Origin of the sequence: Kribbella yunnanensis, assembly GCF_039529655.1 — a bacterium.
Taxonomy (GTDB): domain Bacteria; phylum Actinomycetota; class Actinomycetes; order Propionibacteriales; family Kribbellaceae; genus Kribbella; species Kribbella yunnanensis.
This window is the reverse complement of sequence record NZ_BAAANF010000004.1, coordinates 266,348-281,807: the sequence shown is the minus strand read 5'-3', so window position 1 is coordinate 281,807 and position 15,460 is coordinate 266,348. Positions and strand designations below refer to the sequence as shown.

The 15,460-nt window shown below is 66.7% G+C and carries 19 protein-coding genes; 12 read left to right on the top strand and 7 right to left on the bottom strand.

The window, feature by feature from the left end; all coding sequences use genetic code 11:
- Positions 1-84 precede the first annotated feature (84 nt).
- From ABD231_RS08245 to ABD231_RS08230, 4 genes are all read left to right on the top strand, one after another.
- The gene (locus ABD231_RS08245; RefSeq protein WP_344147524.1) at positions 85-693 is read left to right on the top strand and encodes a TetR/AcrR family transcriptional regulator; all 609 of its coding nucleotides are present in this window, start codon (positions 85-87) and stop codon (positions 691-693) included.
- Between the two features lie 55 nt (positions 694-748).
- Positions 749-1,192 carry a VOC family protein gene (locus tag ABD231_RS08240; protein ID WP_344147521.1) on the top strand — a complete coding sequence of 148 codons (444 nt, stop codon included), beginning with the start codon at positions 749-751 and terminating at the stop codon, positions 1,190-1,192.
- Positions 1,193-1,266: 74 nt separating this feature from the next.
- Positions 1,267-1,974 carry an alpha/beta hydrolase gene (locus ABD231_RS08235; protein WP_344147518.1) on the top strand — a complete coding sequence of 236 codons (708 nt, stop codon included), beginning with the start codon at positions 1,267-1,269 and terminating at the stop codon, positions 1,972-1,974.
- A 70-nt stretch (positions 1,975-2,044) separates the two neighbouring features.
- Entirely contained in the window at positions 2,045-4,012 is a 1,968-nt protein-coding gene (locus ABD231_RS08230; protein WP_344147514.1) for a golvesin C-terminal-like domain-containing protein, read from the top strand.
- A gap of 4 nt (positions 4,013-4,016) precedes the next feature.
- On the opposite strand, the gene ABD231_RS08225 is transcribed toward ABD231_RS08230, so the two are convergent.
- Entirely contained in the window at positions 4,017-4,556 is a 540-nt protein-coding gene (locus ABD231_RS08225; protein WP_344147511.1) for a dihydrofolate reductase family protein, read from the bottom strand.
- Between the two features lie 63 nt (positions 4,557-4,619).
- On the bottom strand, positions 4,620-5,015 hold the full coding sequence (locus tag ABD231_RS08220; RefSeq protein WP_344147851.1) for a RidA family protein: 396 nt from the start codon (positions 5,013-5,015) through the stop codon (positions 4,620-4,622).
- 92 nt (positions 5,016-5,107) lie between these two features.
- Here ABD231_RS08220 and ABD231_RS08215 point away from each other — a divergent pair, with 92 nt between their 5' ends.
- Positions 5,108-6,085 (top strand): helix-turn-helix transcriptional regulator, encoded by a 978-nt coding sequence (locus tag ABD231_RS08215; RefSeq protein ID WP_344147508.1) that lies wholly within the window; start codon positions 5,108-5,110, stop codon positions 6,083-6,085.
- Here the strand turns inward: ABD231_RS08215 and ABD231_RS08210 are convergent.
- Positions 6,064-6,798, bottom strand: a complete 735-nt coding sequence (locus ABD231_RS08210) for an inositol monophosphatase family protein (RefSeq protein WP_344147505.1) — start codon at positions 6,796-6,798, stop codon at positions 6,064-6,066. The two genes, ABD231_RS08215 and ABD231_RS08210, sit on opposite strands and share 22 nt — an antisense overlap.
- Positions 6,791-8,056, bottom strand: coding sequence for a WD40 repeat domain-containing protein (locus tag ABD231_RS08205; RefSeq protein WP_344147502.1), 1,266 nt, complete (start codon positions 8,054-8,056; stop codon positions 6,791-6,793). Before ABD231_RS08205 ends, ABD231_RS08210 begins: the two co-directional genes overlap by 8 nt.
- Before the next feature lie 70 nt (positions 8,057-8,126).
- Between ABD231_RS08205 and ABD231_RS08200 the strand changes: the two genes are divergently transcribed.
- Positions 8,127-8,855 carry a hypothetical protein gene (locus ABD231_RS08200; protein WP_344147499.1) on the top strand — a complete coding sequence of 243 codons (729 nt, stop codon included), beginning with the start codon at positions 8,127-8,129 and terminating at the stop codon, positions 8,853-8,855.
- A 9-nt stretch (positions 8,856-8,864) separates the two neighbouring features.
- Positions 8,865-9,335, top strand: coding sequence for a hypothetical protein (locus ABD231_RS08195; protein WP_344147496.1), 471 nt, complete (start codon positions 8,865-8,867; stop codon positions 9,333-9,335).
- Here the strand turns inward: ABD231_RS08195 and ABD231_RS08190 are convergent.
- Positions 9,332-10,198 (bottom strand): GNAT family N-acetyltransferase, encoded by an 867-nt coding sequence (locus ABD231_RS08190; protein WP_344147493.1) that lies wholly within the window; start codon positions 10,196-10,198, stop codon positions 9,332-9,334. The two genes, ABD231_RS08195 and ABD231_RS08190, sit on opposite strands and share 4 nt — an antisense overlap.
- Positions 10,199-10,396: 198 nt before the next feature.
- On the opposite strand from ABD231_RS08190, the gene pqqA reads away from it, so the two are divergent.
- From pqqA to pqqB, 5 genes are all read left to right on the top strand, one after another.
- On the top strand, positions 10,397-10,495 hold the full coding sequence (pqqA, locus tag ABD231_RS08185) for a pyrroloquinoline quinone precursor peptide PqqA (protein WP_344147489.1): 99 nt from the start codon (positions 10,397-10,399) through the stop codon (positions 10,493-10,495).
- Between the two features lie 220 nt (positions 10,496-10,715).
- On the top strand, positions 10,716-11,396 hold the full coding sequence (gene pqqC, locus ABD231_RS08180) for a pyrroloquinoline-quinone synthase PqqC (protein ID WP_344147486.1): 681 nt from the start codon (positions 10,716-10,718) through the stop codon (positions 11,394-11,396).
- Positions 11,393-11,692 (top strand): pyrroloquinoline quinone biosynthesis peptide chaperone PqqD, encoded by a 300-nt coding sequence (gene pqqD, locus ABD231_RS08175; RefSeq protein ID WP_344147483.1) that lies wholly within the window; start codon positions 11,393-11,395, stop codon positions 11,690-11,692. Before pqqC ends, pqqD begins: the two co-directional genes overlap by 4 nt.
- Positions 11,689-12,774 (top strand): pyrroloquinoline quinone biosynthesis protein PqqE, encoded by a 1,086-nt coding sequence (pqqE, locus tag ABD231_RS08170; protein ID WP_344147480.1) that lies wholly within the window; start codon positions 11,689-11,691, stop codon positions 12,772-12,774. Before pqqD ends, pqqE begins: the two co-directional genes overlap by 4 nt.
- Positions 12,771-13,580, top strand: coding sequence for a pyrroloquinoline quinone biosynthesis protein PqqB (gene pqqB / locus ABD231_RS08165; protein ID WP_344147477.1), 810 nt, complete (start codon positions 12,771-12,773; stop codon positions 13,578-13,580). The genes pqqE and pqqB overlap by 4 nt, the downstream gene beginning before the upstream one ends.
- A gap of 130 nt (positions 13,581-13,710) precedes the next feature.
- On the opposite strand, the gene ABD231_RS08160 is transcribed toward pqqB, so the two are convergent.
- Both ABD231_RS08160 and ABD231_RS08155 read right to left on the bottom strand, forming a co-directional pair.
- Positions 13,711-13,863, bottom strand: coding sequence for a hypothetical protein (locus tag ABD231_RS08160; protein WP_344147474.1), 153 nt, complete (start codon positions 13,861-13,863; stop codon positions 13,711-13,713).
- Between the two features lie 421 nt (positions 13,864-14,284).
- Positions 14,285-15,346 (bottom strand): HAD family hydrolase, encoded by a 1,062-nt coding sequence (locus tag ABD231_RS08155; protein WP_344147471.1) that lies wholly within the window; start codon positions 15,344-15,346, stop codon positions 14,285-14,287.
- Positions 15,347-15,460: the final 114 nt, after the last annotated feature.

Below are 15,460 nucleotides of genomic sequence, written 5' to 3'. Positions count from 1 at the left end.
CTTGCAACAGTTGCACGAAGTTCTTGGCTAAGGTAGCTGTCGTCCGTACTTCTTGCAATCATTAGAAGAGAGGTCGCGCGCCGAGTGGATCCCCGGGCAGAACGCACGATCGAAGCGTTGTTGCGAGCAGCCGAGCAGCTGTTCAACCGACGGCCGTTCGCCGAGGTGACGCTGGAGGAGATCGCCGCCGCCGCAGGTGTCGCGGTCGGCTCGGTGTACAACCACTTCGGCTCCAAGGCTGGGCTGCACGCCGCCCTGGTCGATCGAGCCCTCGACACCGACCGGTACTTCATGGACCTCGCCTATGCCCCCGGCCGGTCCCCGATCGATCAGCTCTACGCGGCCGCTGCGGAGTACCTGGCCTTCTATCTCGCCAACCCCGAGTTCTTCCGGATGCTGGCCTTCCCGGCCGACCCGGGCAGCTATCCGGCCGGCCGCGAACTCGCCGAGCGGCTGGCGGAATCGGTGCGCGAGCAGAACGCCCGGATGGTCGAGGCGATCAAGCTCGGCATCGAGACCGGCGTACTGCGCAAGGTTGACCCCGAGGAGACCGCGACTGTTCTCTGGGCGGCGTGGAACGGGATCATCAGCCTGGGTTGGCGGTCCGACGGCCTGTCGCGCAGTGATGAGGAACTGGCCGAGCTGCTCCGGGTCGCGACCGATCTCGTCGCCCACGGTTTGTTGGTCAACTGAAACTGTCGGCGGGACCTGACAGGGTGATCGTCATCCGAACTCCTGGAGGACTCCAATGCCCGTGTCGTACCAACTGGTGATCGACTGCAAGTCACCCGATCTGCTGGCGAATTTTTGGGCTGCCGCCCTGCGCTATGTCATCGAGCCACCGCCGGCCGGGTTCGACACCTGGGACGACTTCTATCGGTCGATCGGTGTGCCCGAGGACGAGCTCGGTGGCGGCGCCGACAGCATCAACGACCCGAACGGCGAGGGCCCACGGATCTGGTTCCAGGTCGTCGATGAGACCAAGTCGATCAAGAACCGGATCCACATCGACGTGAATGCCAGCGGCGGCCGCGGATCATCCCTCGAGGTACGGCGTGAGCGGGTCGAGGCGGAGGCGAAGCGGCTCGAGGAGCTCGGCGCCACCCGGCTACGGACGCTGGCTGAGCCGGGGCTGGATCACTACGCGGTCGGGATGGCTGACCCGGAGGGGAACGAATTCGACATCAACTAGTGATTACCTGAGGCGATCGTGTTCATCGCGAAGCATCGTTATACATGATGGCTGTCCGTCGATAGCGTCGAGGAATGAGCACCTTCGCGTTGATCCACGGGGCCGGTGTCGGTGGCGGCTGGTTCTGGCACCTGGTCGAAGCCGAGCTGCAGGCGCTTGGTCACACGACTGTCGCGCCGACCCTGTGGGCCGGCGACGAGAGCGAGACCTTGTCGAGCTATGCGGACACCGTGGTCGACCTGGTCGGTACGCCGGAAGAACTGGTCGTGGTTGCCCATTCTTTCGGCGGGTTCACCGCTCCCCTGGTTGCCGCGCGGACCCCGACGGCCGGGCTGGTCTATGTCACCGCGATGGTTCCTCAGCCTGGCGAATCACCGGACGAGTGGTGGACCAACACCGGGTATTCGGAGGCCGTGCGGATCCAGGCTGCCCGGGACGGCGGACTGACCGGTTCCGACGATCCATCCGTTTGCTACTTCCACGACGTACCGAAGCATCTCGCCGACCAGGTGCCGGCGAGAGAGCCGAGCCCGCCATCCAACACCGCGTACTACGAACCTTGGCCGCTCGACGCGCATCCGGCGACACCGACGCGGTACATCCTGTGTACTGAGGACCGGCTCTTCCCCGCCGAGTTTCAGCGGGAGTTCGTGCGGGAGCGGCTTGGGATCACTCCGGACGAGATCGCGAGTGGGCATGCTCCGGCTCTGAGTCGGCCGGCTGAGCTCGCGGCGATGCTCGACGGGTTCAGGTTCCTGCCAGAGTCCAGATCTGGCCGTTGAGGAATCGGCCTGGGTTCATCTCCGGTCGGTAGCGTCGCTGGCGGATCCCCCCGCCCTGAGGAGCAGACGCATGACCCCGCCCGTCAGCCGTCGCGCATTCACCGCCGGACTCATCACCGCCGCCTTGCCCGTCTCTGTCCAACCCGCCTTGGCGGCCACGCCGGCTGAGGTCGCGGCACCTTCCTTCTTCGAGAACATCCTGTGGGACAACACCGTTGACCCGCTGGCGAACTACCACGTGCACGCGCTCGCCGTACTGCCGGATGACACGATCATCGCGTGCACCGAAGGCCGGCATGAGGTGTGTGACGCGGGTCCGCATGACCTGCTCATCCGGCGCAGTACCGACAAGGGCCGGACCTGGACGCCGACCGTTGCGGTCGTGCCGTCGGTCAACGGCCAGAGCTGGGCCAACCCGGCCTTTGTCATCGACAACACGACTGGTGAGGTCTTCCTCTTCCACGGTCTGTGTGTGCGGCTGCCTGAGAACACGAGTTGCTCGTCGGACTCGAGCACGGTTCACGTCATCTCCAGTACGGACGGCGGGGTGACCTGGGGACAGTCGCGCAACATCACGTCGCTGTTCGACCATTTCCCGCACAACTGGGCGATGCATGGACCTGGCCCCGGGCACGGCATCCAGCTCGCCTCCGGCCGGCTCCTGCTGACGGTCGGCCACCGCACGATCATTACCGGCGTACCGACTGCTGACCGGCACTATGGCGTCTCGACGATCTACAGCGACGACCATGGGCGGACCTGGCGTTCGGGTGGCGAGGTTCCGATGGGTCCGGGGCTGCCGGGGTTCGGCGAGGCGCGGTTGGTTCAGCGTGCGGACGGCAGCGTGATCCTGAACAGCCGGCCTGGTTCCGGCAACGACTGGACGCGCGGGGTGGCGGTCAGTACTGATGACGGGCTGAGCTGGTCGCGGCCTGCGCTCGACTTCGGTGCTGGTCTGTTCAACGGCGTGGACACGGGCTTCCTCCGCTACCCCGGCGATCGGGTGCTCTTCAGTCGGCCGGACGCTCCGATGCGCCGGAACATGACGGTGTCGGTCAGCTACGACGAGGGCAACTCGTTCCGCTACAGCCGCGTGGTCAGCCCGGGCCGCAGCTACTACTCGGACCTGGGCCGGTTGTCCGACGGCACGATCGTTCTGCTGTACGGGCGGGACGGCGATCTGGACGGATTCCCGCGGAGTGTGGCTGTCGCCTGCTTCAACCTGGAGTGGCTGACTCAAGGCCGCGACTCCATCGCGACTGGACCCGGGCTCACCACGCAGACCTTCCCGCTGGGTCCTCCGCAGTCGGGGTCTATCGAGTACCCGTTCATGGTCAACCGCGACGGCCAGTACGAGCTCTGGCTCCGCTACTACCGCACACCCGACGGTGCTCTGGTCAACCTCGCAGTCGACGGTCAAACGCCGCGCAACTCGGCCATCGACCTCACCTCATTCAGAGGTGACGGGTACGACGTCGTACTGGTCGACACGCGTCAGCTCACCGCCGGCCGGCATACGCTACGCGTCACCCTCGTCGGTCCCGGTCGAGGTGGTGGCAACAGCATCTTCCTCGACCAGCTGACTCTGATCACCGCACCGGCCAAACCCGACGTCCGCGAAGAGATCACCGTGGACAACGACGGCCTCGGCTTCGAGCTGGTCGGCACCTGGAACGACGCGCGCAGCATCCCGGGCTACTACGGCTTCAACTACCTCACGCACCCGAAGGGCACCGGAACCAACTACGCAAGATTCCGTCCCGCCATCCCAGGCGACGGCCGCTACGAGGTCCTGGTCTCCTACACCGCCGACCCCAACCGAGCCAGCAACGCGAAATACGCCATCCACCACGCCACCGGCACAGCCACAATCACCGTCAACCAACGCACCCGCGCCACCCCCGACGACCGCACCGGCGAATGGAAGTCCCTAGGCACCTACACCTTCAAAGCCGGCCTCACCAACTACGTCCAACTAACCGACGCCGCCGACGGCTTCGTGATCGCAGACGCGGTCCGATTCCGTCGGCAGCCGTAGTCGACTAATGGACGACGCGGTAGTCGACCAGAAGGTGGCCGCTGGCTGACGTCGTGCAGGTGATCGTCTCGAGCCGGATGCCGGGCAGGCCGTCGAGTAGGCGGCGGCCGGTGGTGACGATTGTGGGCACGATGACGAGGCTGAGTTCGTCGACGAGCCCGGCGGCGAGCAGTGTCTGGGTGACCGAGATGCTGCCGTGGACGCCGATGTCACCGCCGGGCTGTTCCTTCAGGTGCCGGACGAACTCGGCGAGGTCGCTGTCGATGACCTGCGCGTTGGACCAGGCGGATTCGAGCGGCTTCGAGGTCGCGACGTACTTCGGGACGGCGTTGATGAACGCGGTGAACGGCTGGATGTCGCTGGTGGGCCAGAACCCGGCCCATTCGTCGTACGTCCGCCGGCCGAGAACGACCGCGTCCTGGGTTTCGATGAGGCGGGCGCCGACAGCGTCTGTCTCATCGTCCCAGCCGGTGAGGAACTTGTCGGCGTCCTCGGCGACTCCGTCGAGTGACAGGAAGTACGAGGCAACTACTTTGCGTGGCATCCGGGAGCTCCCTTGCTGTGTGGTTATCCCTGCGTCGAAGCAGCCGCTCGATTCTCGACACGGTCACGCCACGGCGGTTGCCTCTAGTTCGACCAGCAGGATCGGGATCGCCAGCCGGCTCACTCCGAGCATGGTGGTGGGTGGGGCTACCTGGGCGGCGCCGAGGCGGGAGGCCAGTACGCCGTAGTGCTGGAACAGGAGGTCGACGTCGGTCGTGTAGACGTTCAGCCGGATCACGTTGGCCAGCGACATTCCGGCCTCGGCGAGGACGGACTCCAGGTTGGTGAGACTCAGTTCTAGCTGCCCTGCCATGTCGCCAGCGTGCTCGGGTTTGCCGTCGGCGTTCATGGCGGTCTGGCCGGCGCAGTACAGGGTGCGGCTGTTGCCGGTGACGATCTCGCCCTGGTGGTAGCCCAGCTGCTGCGACCAGGTCCAGGGGTTGACCGCCGTTCGTTCCACTGCCACTTCGTTTCCCTTCGCTTGAGGTTGTAGGGAAAGCCTCTCAGCGAATCACGACATCCTGTGTCGTGTATTCCGGTAGGGTTTTCCGCATGCGTGCCGACCGGTTGGTCTCGCTGGTTCTGCTGCTGCGCCAGCACGGTCAGCTGTCCGCGGTCACGCTGGCGCGCGAGCTGGAAGTGTCCACGCGCACCGTGCTGCGCGACATCGAGGCGCTGTCCGCCGCGGGCGTCCCCGTGTACGCCGAACGCGGCCGGCTCGGTGGATTCGCGCTGCTCCCCGGTTTCCAGACCGAGCTCACCGGGCTCAACCATGACGAAGCGCTCGCCCTGGTTGTCGCCGGATCGCGTCGCGGCGCGCAAGTCTTCGGGCTCGGCTCGGCCCTCGCCTCAGCCATGCTGAAGGTCGTCGACGCCCTCCCCGAGAGCTACCGGAACACCGCAGCCGGCGCGTCCCAACGCCTCCTCATCGACCCCGAAACCGACCTGCTCTCCCGACGCCTCGTCACCGAAGAGTCGCCCGACACCACGACCGCCGAGGTCCTGCGCGCCGTACTGGCCGGCCACAAGCTCCGCATCCACTACGCCGCAACCGACCAGCCCGCGAAGTGGCGCACGATCGATCCGATCGGCGTCGTGACAGTGCGCGAACAGGGCTACCTCCTCGCCACCAGATCAGGCGAGGACCGCACCTACCGTCTCGACCGCATCCTCGCCACCGAAGAACTCCCCGAACCAGCCGAGCGACCCGACCGCGTCGACCTCGACCAAGCCTGGCAAGACCGCAGCACCCGCTTCCGCACCAGCGGCGACCAGGTCACAGTCCTCGCCCGCGTCCACCCCGTCCGCCGCGAAGACCTGGCCCGCACCGCCCTGGCCATCCTCACCGAGACCACCGACAAAGACGGCTGGCTCCGCCTCGAAGTCACCTTCCAAGACCGCCGCCACGCCGAGTGGGCCCTCTGGCAACTCTCCACCAACGCCGAAGCCCTCTCCCCACCCTGGCTCCGCGCCGCCCTCCACACCCGAGCCACCACCCTTACCACCCGCTACGCCGAGCCGCCTGGATAGCCGAGTAGCGCCAGGAGGCCGGAGTGGAGGTTGGCGTTGGAGTAGAGACCGCCACCTTGGTCGCCGGTGTTGGTGCCGATCGGGTTGGTGAAGCGGCCGCCGGCTTCTTCGACGAGCAGGATCCAGGGCGCGTGGTCCCACTTGTAATAGCGCTCGACGTGGAACGCATCGATCTCGCCGCGGACGAGTTCGACCAGCGGGAGGGGGCTGCCGGGTGGACCTGCGGTGGGAAGCCGGGGATCATTGCCTAGGGCATCGATCGTGGCGTCTTCGACAGTTGTACTGACCTGAAGCCGCCGGGGTTCAGCACCCGGCCACGGTGACTCGAAGGCGCCACCCCCGCGGGTTGCCCACCAGCGGATCCCGAGCGCGGGCGCGGTGACGGCCGCGAGCTCGGTGATCCCGTTGATCTCCAGAGCGAGCTGGATCCGCCAGTTCGGGTCGCCGCGGCTGAAGAAGTTGGTGCCGTCGATGGGGTCGAGGATCCAGACGCGCTCGGACTCGCCCAGCTCACCGAGCTCCTCGCCGAAGAACGCATCGCCCGGCCGCGCCTCCGACAGCGCGTCCCGCAGCAATCGCTCGACGGCCCGGTCTGCCTCGGTGACCGGTGAGCCGTCAGCTTTCACCGAGACGGTGACCCCGGCCTCGTAGTGGGCAAGCGCGAGCTGCGCGGCCAGGTCCGACGTACCGAGGGCAAGTTCAAGGTCATCCATCGCTGCACAAGTTAGCAGCCGCCACGACCGGGAGGTGGTACGTCCGCAGAACCCAGTCCTCGAGCGCAGCAAACGTCCGCGTCCGCGCGTTGTAGGCAGTCGGCCGGAAGCCAGGCAGTACGCCGACGCGCGCGCCCTCGGCGGGGTCCCAGAACTCGAGGCCGTGCTCGGCCGCGACCGCGAGTTGGCCGTCGACTGCCCACATCTGCCCTTTTGGGCCGAAGAGGGTGCCGACGCGCTCGCCGCTCGGAGCGTCGTACAGCTGGACGCCGTCGACCATCGCGGCGTCGTCTTCGCCGATTCGCTGGATGGCGACGACGTTGTCGGTGAGCCAGGCGACTGGCTGGTTCCAGGCGTAGTCGCGGTAGGTGAGGCGGCGGCCTTGTTCGGCGGCGTAGGTGGTGCCGTTCTGCCAGGCGGCTACGTCGATGAGCAGGGGGATGCCGACCGGCGCCCAGACCCAGCCGTCGTCGACCAGCCAGGCTCCGGTCGGGCTGACGGTCAGGCGGCCGTGGAAGTAGTCGAGGTAGTTCTCCGGCCGCTCGTCGCCCTTGCGCCACTTGGTGTCGCGTGGCGTCAGCAGGCTGCCGGAGGCTGAGTTGACGCGGTCGAGGCGGTTCCAGCTCGTCGCCGTGATGAAGGTGCCGTCGGCAAGGAACGCGAACGGGAACGGCGTCGTGTAGTTGCGGTAGTCGCCGCGGTCGAGCGTCACGGTCATCTGCCCCTTGGCGAGATCCACGACCTCGCCGTACCGGCCGTGATCCCAGACGACCGCCGCGAACCGTCCGTCCGACGACGCGTGCACGGTCGGGCCCGGCGTACCGAAGGCGTTGTCGTCCTCCTGGTCCTTGCGCATCTTCAGCCGGTACGACGCTCCGCCCAGCTGCACGAGGTATTTCCCGGTGTACACCAGCCACCCGTCGCCCGACGGCGCGAGGCAGCGGTCGTTGACCGGTTGCGCGTACGCCGGTTCTTCGTGGAAGGTCCCGGCGAGCGGGCGATCGTCGTACCGGATCTCGGGCCGACCGCTGATGTGGGTGACCTTCTCGTCGTCGGCCCGTTCGGTGCAGCCGAGGCAGACGACCGCGAGCTGCGACCACGGATCGTCGAGTTTGCCGCAGGTCTCGCAGACCAGGTGGTACTCGCCGCCGACACCGGTGTAGAGCCGCGAGATGTCCTCCGGCTCCTCGACGCACAGGTGAAGGCAGGTCCGGAACGGACCCTCGTTCGCCAGGTGACCGCAGGCCAGCAACTCCATCTCACGACGATATTCGAGCCCCGCGAGTCGACCGAACCAGTTTGACCATGCGGTCGGCTAGGTTGCCGGGGTGCACGCTCTCGACGTACCGACCTGGCTCGATGCCCTCGTCGGGATGCAGATGGGCGCGGCCGTGTTCATCGGCTTCGTCGCCCTGGTCGGCTGGGTGTTCGCCAAGCTGGTCTCACCCTCGCTCGACCGCGAAGCAGCCAAGCTCGCCCGCCTCCAGGCCGGAGCCGAACGCTACGGATGGCAGCCCGGCGAAGACATCGGCGGCCGGCTCGCTGCCGCCGGGGCCCGCTGCTTCGAGGACGACGGCGAGTTGCGCCGCCTGCTCGTCGGCGAGTACGAGGGCCGCCGGATCGAGATGGCTGAGTTCGTCACCGTCGAAGGAGGCAAGCTCCCGACGACGGTCGTGAACAATCTCGTCGCCATCGAGCTCCCGGCCGGTCTCCCCGAACTCCGCATCAGCCACGACCAGGTCACTCCCCCTTCATTGCCGCCGCTCGAACCCGTCCTGCAGACCAGCGACACCGAGAGCGATGCGTTCAATCAGCGCTACTTCGCGGCCAGCCTCGATCCTCGCTATACCTCGGCGATGCTGCATCCCCGCATGATCGAGTGGATCCTGGCCCATCCACCGCAGGACCTCCGCCTGGTCGGCAACCTCCTCGTCGCCTACACGCCCAAGCCATGGACCGTCCCGCACACGCTGGCCACGGTTCCACTGCTCAGCGGCATCGTGGATCGAATTCCGCCGTTCGTGCTGAAGGACTTCGGTGTCGGATCGGTGAGTTAACGTTCGCGCATGAACGTTCAGGTCATCCAGGGCCGGTTTGCCGAGGTACCGACCGCGGATGCACGCGGGATGGATCGCCGCGCGTTCGGCGAGTTCATCGGCGGCCCGCATCTGACCGCTCAGCAAGCCCGCGCCCACGAAGACCTCCCCTTCATGTGGTGGGTCGCCGACAATGCCCTCGCCACCGACCGGCGCGCCTGGTGGCTGCTCCACTGGCTCCTGCAGACGAACTGCATCCAGACCGCCGAGGTCTTCGACATGCGCGAACCGGTCCTCCTCGTCGGCCACGACGAAGACGACGGCATCTGGCAACTCATCGGTACGTCGGACGCCGGCCCCGACGGCAAACTCGGCCACCTCAGCCACGCCATCGACGAGGACCCGACTCTCATCGACGTACTGGACCTGCCTCGCGGCCAATCCGCCGTACGGTCTGCTGTCGGCGGGCCGTGGACCCGCCAACTCGGCTACCCGGACTAGCGGCGTACGTAGAGCTTGCTTCTCGCACCTGGGCGGAAGCCGATGGATTGGTAGAGCGCCCGAGCTGTCGGGTACGCGTCGTCGCCGCGCGGGCAGACCATCGCGGCTTTGGCGCCGGCGTCGCGGAGGGCGTGCAGGGCAGCGAGGTTGACGGCTGCGGCCAGACCTTGACGCCGGTACGCCGGTGCACAGCCGACCGGTTCGACCAGACCGATCCCATGGACCTTGTCATGCCAGATCAAGGCGGTCGCCGCGAACTCGCCGTTCGGAGCTTCGACAACCCAGTCGAGCTCGGACTCGTACGGCCAGGTCGACATCACTGCGGCCATGTCCTCGTCGGTCACCTTCGACGGCCCCAAGTCGGACCACGCAGCCCGGTGAGCCGCGGCCCGCTTCTGCACCTCGTCAGGCTTTGCGTGCCGCAGCATGAACCCGTCCGGGACGACCGGTGTCCCGAGGTCGCTCAGCTCGATGCGGTGATGAGTGAAGAAGGGAGCCTCGTCGTCCGCTTGGTAGCCGGCTTTCTCGAGCGCATCCACGAGTTGGGTCTCGTCCTCCAGCACACTGCAGGCGCCGTCCGGGTGGAGGTCCTGAAACCAGTTGATTACGTCGCCCGCGACCTCCGCCCGCCCCGGATCCACCACCAGCGACAGATGATCAGGTTCCGCCCAGCCCCACGCAACCACCTGCCCGCCGTCCTCCCAGAACGCCGTACGCCACGTGTCCCCACGCCGACCGGAGTTCACCGCCCGCTCCCACGCCACATCCCCGACATGCAGCCGCGACCGCGGACTCCACGTCCGCTGCACCAACTCCTGCATCGCCCGAACCGCGTCCGCCCCGGCCAGCTCATATCTCTGCACCTGTTGGAGGCTAGTTGAAGGGCTGCGGGGCGACCACTTGTTTGTCGCGGTCGGACCCGGTCGGCGAGATCTGAAATGATCGAATCGCGGGCTACCTCTTGGAAAGCCTTCTCCTAGACTCTAGGGTGCGTATTCCCGGACCACTGGGACCGGGAATCGAGGACGGCGCCCCCCGCCACGATCGCAAGGAGAAAAACCATGGTCGAAAACACTGCCCGGGAAGAGTGGATCGCCCCGGATTTCACCGAGTTCGAGACCCCTACCGAGGTCACCGGATACGCCGGACGAGTGAACTGATCACCTAACTGATCACTCCCGTATCCCCTGTACAGCAAAGTGATCATCGGACTTCCGCCCCCGTCCGGTGAACAGCCCTGTCCGGGCCTGCGGCAACGGTCGCGGGCCGGGCAGGTGCGGTTGTACTGAGACTGCAATTCCCCTGAGTTCCATCCTGTGGGCGACATCTGGAAAATGTTCCATGAATCGCTTCGATGACTCGGGAGGTTCAATGCAGCCGATGAGCGTGGACGAATTCACCGGTGCACTCCGCGGTCTTTCCCATCGGTACTGGGGAACGCACCCGTTCCACCACCGCATGCATGCCGGCGAGCTCTCGCAGCCGGAACTGCAGGTCTGGGCCGCGAACCGCTGGTACTACCAGAGCGCGATCCCGCGCAAGGACGCCGCGATCATCAGCAACTGCCCACTTCCCGAGGTACGCCGCCAATGGCTGCCACGGATCGTCTACCACGACGGCACCGAGCCCGGGACCGGCGGCATGGAACGCTGGCTCCGCCTCTGTGAAGCGGTCGGCCTCAGCCGCGACGAGGTCGTCGACGAACGCCACGTCGCGCCCGGCGCTCGCTTCGCCGTTGACGCGTACGTCGGGTTCGCGCGCGCCAAACCGTGGATCGAGGCAGTGGCCTCCGGGCTGACCGAGATGTTCTCCGGCCACCTGATGAAGGCACGAGTCGCCGACATGCTCGCGCAGTACGACTGGATCCGCCCCGACGACCTCGCCTATTTCACGAACCGGATCGACACGGTCGCCGGCGAAGGCCAAGCCACCCTCGACCTGGTCGTCGAACACTGCCGCACCCGAGCCGAGCAGGACGCCGCGATCTCCGCGCTCTCCTTCAAGTGCGACGTGCTGTGGTCGTTGCTCGACGCAATCGATCACGCAGCGAGCAAGAAATGACCACCCACCCCGAGAAAGCGCTCTCTGACGCAGCGACTCCCGATCCGCGGCCGCGGATCCGTCGCGGCGTGCGGCTGAGTCACGACGCGGTCCGCAACACCCCGGTGATCCTGCATCCCGAGGGCGTCCTGATCCCGAACGCGACGGCGACCGCGGTTCTCGAACTGTGCGACGGAGAGCGCTCTCTATCCGAGATCACGCGTCTCCTGAACGAGAAGTACGCCGCCGTCCGGCCGGAGCAGATTCGCAGCCTGCTGGACCGGCTCGTCGACAAACAGGTGGTGGAGTGGACGTGACGAATCCCAAGAACGCGGTCCCGCCACTGAGCCTGACCGCCGAGCTCACCCACCGATGCCCTCTGCATTGCCCGTACTGCTCCAACCCCCTGGAACTCCTCGGCCGCGACAGCGAACTCGACACCGCCGCCTGGCGCGACATCCTCACCCAGGCGCGCGAGATCGGCGTTCTCCAGGTGCACTTCTCCGGCGGGGAACCACTCGGCCGACGGGATCTCGCCGAGCTGATCGAGCACACCGCCGGCCTCGGCGCCTACGTCAACCTCGTCACCAGCGGCCTCGGTCTCACCGAAGCAAGGCTCCAGAGGCTGGTCGGTGCCGGACTCAACCATGTGCAGCTGTCCGTTCAGGGAGCCGACGCGGCAACCGCCGACCGGATCGCCGGGACCCGCGCCCATCACCACAAGACGATCGCCGCCGACCTGGTTCGCCGTACCGGCCTGCCGCTGAGCGTCAACGTCGTACTGCATCGCGAGAACCATGATCAGCTGGCCGAGATCATCGCGTTCGCCGAGGAACTTGGCGCGGATCGGCTCGAGCTTGCGAACACGCAGTACTACGGCTGGGCACTGAGAAACCGCTCTCAGCTGATGCCGACCGCGGAGCAGCTCGCTTCGGCCGAGCCGATCGTCCAGGACGCGCTGGTTCGACTCAAGGGCAAGATGCAGATCGTCTATGTGATCGCGGACTACCCAGAGAAGTACCCCAAGCCTTGTACCTACGGCTGGGGCGCGCGTCAGATCACGATCGCTCCGGACGGCACGGTGCTGCCGTGTCCCGCCGCCGGCGCGATCACCACGCTGCAGCTCGAGAACGCCAGGGAGCGCTCTCTGGCCGAGATCTGGTACGACTCCAGCGCCTTCAACGCCTACCGCGGTGACGACTGGATGAGCGACACCTGCCGCACCTGCGACCGGCGCGAACTCGACTTCGGCGGTTGCCGCTGCCAGGCGTTCCTCCTCACGGGCGACGCCGCGGCCACCGACCCGGTCTGCCACAAGTCGCCCGATCGCGGTGTCGTCGACCTGATCCTGGCCGAACCCCGGCGTACCGGCTTCGTGATGCGGAGCCCGAGCCGATGAAGGTGATCGTGCTCGGTACGGCGGCCGGTGGCGGCTTCCCACAGTGGAACTGCGCCTGCCCGACCTGCCGCAACCCCGATCTCGAGCCGCGCACTCAGGACGGCCTCGCGATCAGTGCCGACGGCAACAATTGGTACCTGGTGAACGCTTCCCCGGATCTTCGCGCGCAGATCCTCGCGACCCCCGAGCTACGCGCCGGCCCCGGCCTGCGCGACACACCGATCCGCGGCGTACTCCTCACCGACGCGGAACTCGACCACACCCTCGGACTGCTCCTCCTCCGCGAGGCGGAGACACTTGCGATCCACGCTCCACCAGCGGTACTGAACGCGCTCTCCCGTTTCCGCGACATCACCGATCGCTACCACGCGTGGACCTGGTCCCCCGTCCCGGACGAGCTCGACGGAATCACCATCAAGACACTGGCCGTCAGCGACAAACGACCCCGGTACGCCGATAATCCCGCGCCCGGACCGTGGGTGGTCGCGTACCGCTTCGAGCACCACGGCGGTTCGTTCGTCTACGCCCCGTGCGTCGCCCAACTCCCCGACGGCTTCGAGCAGTTCGCCGCCGGAGCGACGTACGTCTTACTGGACGGCACCTTCCACAGCGCCGACGAGATGCCCGGGCAAACCGTGATGGGTCACCTGCCGATCGCCACGACGGTCGAGCACCTCGATCTGCCACTCGCGTTCACGCACCTGAACAACACCAACCCGGTGATCGACCCGAACTCACCCGAGCGCGCGGCCGTCGAGAAGCATGGGCATGTCATCCCCGACGACGGCACCCGGTGGGAGATCTAACGCGCCGACACTCCGTGCTTCGCCAAGAGCTCGTGCAGCACCTCATGTCCCTGCGTCAGATCCCACTGCTCAACCAACCTGCCTTCGGCCCTTTGGGTTAGGGCCTGAGTCGTGCAGTCGGTGGCAGCGTTCAAGTCGCATTCCCGCAGTTCAGCGCGCGGCGGATCAGCCGGTCGGGGTCAGCGGGCCGGGTGACCAGGCCCGCCGGGTGGCTCTTGGCCCCGGTGTGGTCGGCGAGTGCGGGCAGTGGGCGGTCGAGTGTGACCTCCGTGCCGTTCTCCATCGTTTACCGGCGGCAATCTCCTCACAGTCGAGGCGGGCTACTGGTGGCGCGTCGACCGAAGCCACCGTGCCGAACAGTGGACCGGGGAATGAGACGGGACAGGGGGTGGGAGGGCATGGGCGGACCGCCCCCACTCACCAACTCTGCGGAGCCTGCTCGGTCCACGCTCAGCGCAACCTGCCCGGACCGCCCAGAAGCGGGTTGGTGAGTGGGGCAGGTCCGCACGCCACACCCACCCGGACCTGATGAGGCGGTTCACCAGGCGAATCCGACCTCGTTAGAGCCTCAGTTGGTCCGCACGGACACGCATCGTCGAACGCCAGCACCGCGCACCGTTGCGAACGCGACAAAGGCGACCGAAGTCAGGAGCCGTCGAGAAGCACGGGCACGTCATCCCCGACGACGGCACCCGCTGGGAGATCTAGCGCGCCGACACTCCGTGCTTCGCCAAGAGCTCGTGCAGCACGTCGTGTCCCTGCGTCAGATCCCATTGCTCAGCTAGCATCCCGGCCGCCCGCGCTCCATCCACGTTGCGCGCGACATCGTCGATGAACAACACGCTCCCCAATTCAGCACCGATCCGCCGACCGGCTTCCACGAAGAACCCGGGATCAGGCTTGGCCACGCCCAGCTCGTGCGAATAGCAGCTCACGTCGAACAACTCGTCGTACCCGAGACTCGTCCGCATGTAGCCGCCGCGGTACTGCTCCTGGTTCGTGCCCAGGTGGACGCCGTACCCGTTCCGCCGTAGTCGCCGTACCACCTCGAGCGATTCCTCGACGACCACGATGTTCTTCCACACCGCGTCGTACACCTCACCCACCGGAACGCCGACCCCGAACTCCTGCAAGGTTGCCGCGAGGAGAGGCAGGTAGTCACCCTGCCCGGCGAGCATCGGCAACTCGTCCTTCCAGGTCCGATGCAGAAACTCCCGAGAGCGCTCTCCGAGATAGGGCTCCATCGCCGAGTACCACCCACCAGGCAACTCCTGCAGCACCCCATCCGCGTCCAGCAACACATGCCGAACGGGAGACGCTGCCACCGCACGCTTCGAGCCCGGAGCCGACGGCGTGAGCGTGACGCCCTCGGGCATCGGTGTCGGCAAACCGCGCTCGTACGGCACGACTCCGACCTGGAACTCGTCCTCGTAGACGATCGTGCCCGGGTCGTCGGACGTCACGCGGTGGTGCGCAACGCCGGACGTGGTCAGGATTCTGCACACCTCGTCGACGAGCGCGTGCATGTCGGGGCGGAGCGGCGCCTTGAACCAGGTGACCGCGCCGATGCTGTTGCCGTCGGCATAGAAGTCCGGGTTCGGCAGGTGCTCGATGAACCAGTCGTCGATATCGAGCCAGCGCGCTTCGTCGGCGGCAGACAGCCGGCCCGCTCGACGCAGATGGTCCACCGCGACGAGGGCTCCGACTTCGACGCCGAGGCGTCCGCGGTACTCCACCTGGATCCGAACGTACGGTCTGTCGTTCACGACGCCGATGATTCCGCACCCGGGCAGTGCCGTGCAGCCGGATTAAAAGTGAGGAATCGTCACAAACACGCCCATCGGCCTGTCTTGAGGGTGTAGGAGTCAACGAGTGAGAGG

Excerpts from the sequence above, each read along its gene's own strand:
- ABD231_RS08210 (WP_344147505.1), bottom strand. The coding sequence starts at position 6,798 with ATGGATGACCTTGAACTTGCCCTCGGTACGTCGGACCTGGCCGCGCAG.
- pqqC (WP_344147486.1), top strand. The coding sequence starts at position 10,716 with ATGAGCGTGGACGAATTCACCGGTGCACTCCGCGGTCTTTCCCATCGG.
- ABD231_RS08215 (WP_344147508.1), top strand. The coding sequence starts at position 5,108 with ATGCGTGCCGACCGGTTGGTCTCGCTGGTTCTGCTGCTGCGCCAGCAC.
- ABD231_RS08230 (WP_344147514.1), top strand. The coding sequence starts at position 2,045 with ATGACCCCGCCCGTCAGCCGTCGCGCATTCACCGCCGGACTCATCACC.
- pqqD (WP_344147483.1), top strand. The coding sequence starts at position 11,393 with ATGACCACCCACCCCGAGAAAGCGCTCTCTGACGCAGCGACTCCCGAT.
- ABD231_RS08240 (WP_344147521.1), top strand. The coding sequence starts at position 749 with ATGCCCGTGTCGTACCAACTGGTGATCGACTGCAAGTCACCCGATCTG.
- pqqA (WP_344147489.1), top strand. The coding sequence starts at position 10,397 with ATGGTCGAAAACACTGCCCGGGAAGAGTGGATCGCCCCGGATTTCACC.
- ABD231_RS08235 (WP_344147518.1), top strand. The coding sequence starts at position 1,267 with ATGAGCACCTTCGCGTTGATCCACGGGGCCGGTGTCGGTGGCGGCTGG.
- pqqB (WP_344147477.1), top strand. The coding sequence starts at position 12,771 with ATGAAGGTGATCGTGCTCGGTACGGCGGCCGGTGGCGGCTTCCCACAG.
- ABD231_RS08195 (WP_344147496.1), top strand. The coding sequence starts at position 8,865 with ATGAACGTTCAGGTCATCCAGGGCCGGTTTGCCGAGGTACCGACCGCG.
- ABD231_RS08225 (WP_344147511.1), bottom strand. The coding sequence starts at position 4,556 with ATGCCACGCAAAGTAGTTGCCTCGTACTTCCTGTCACTCGACGGAGTC.
- ABD231_RS08205 (WP_344147502.1), bottom strand. The coding sequence starts at position 8,056 with ATGGAGTTGCTGGCCTGCGGTCACCTGGCGAACGAGGGTCCGTTCCGG.
- ABD231_RS08160 (WP_344147474.1), bottom strand. The coding sequence starts at position 13,863 with ATGGAGAACGGCACGGAGGTCACACTCGACCGCCCACTGCCCGCACTC.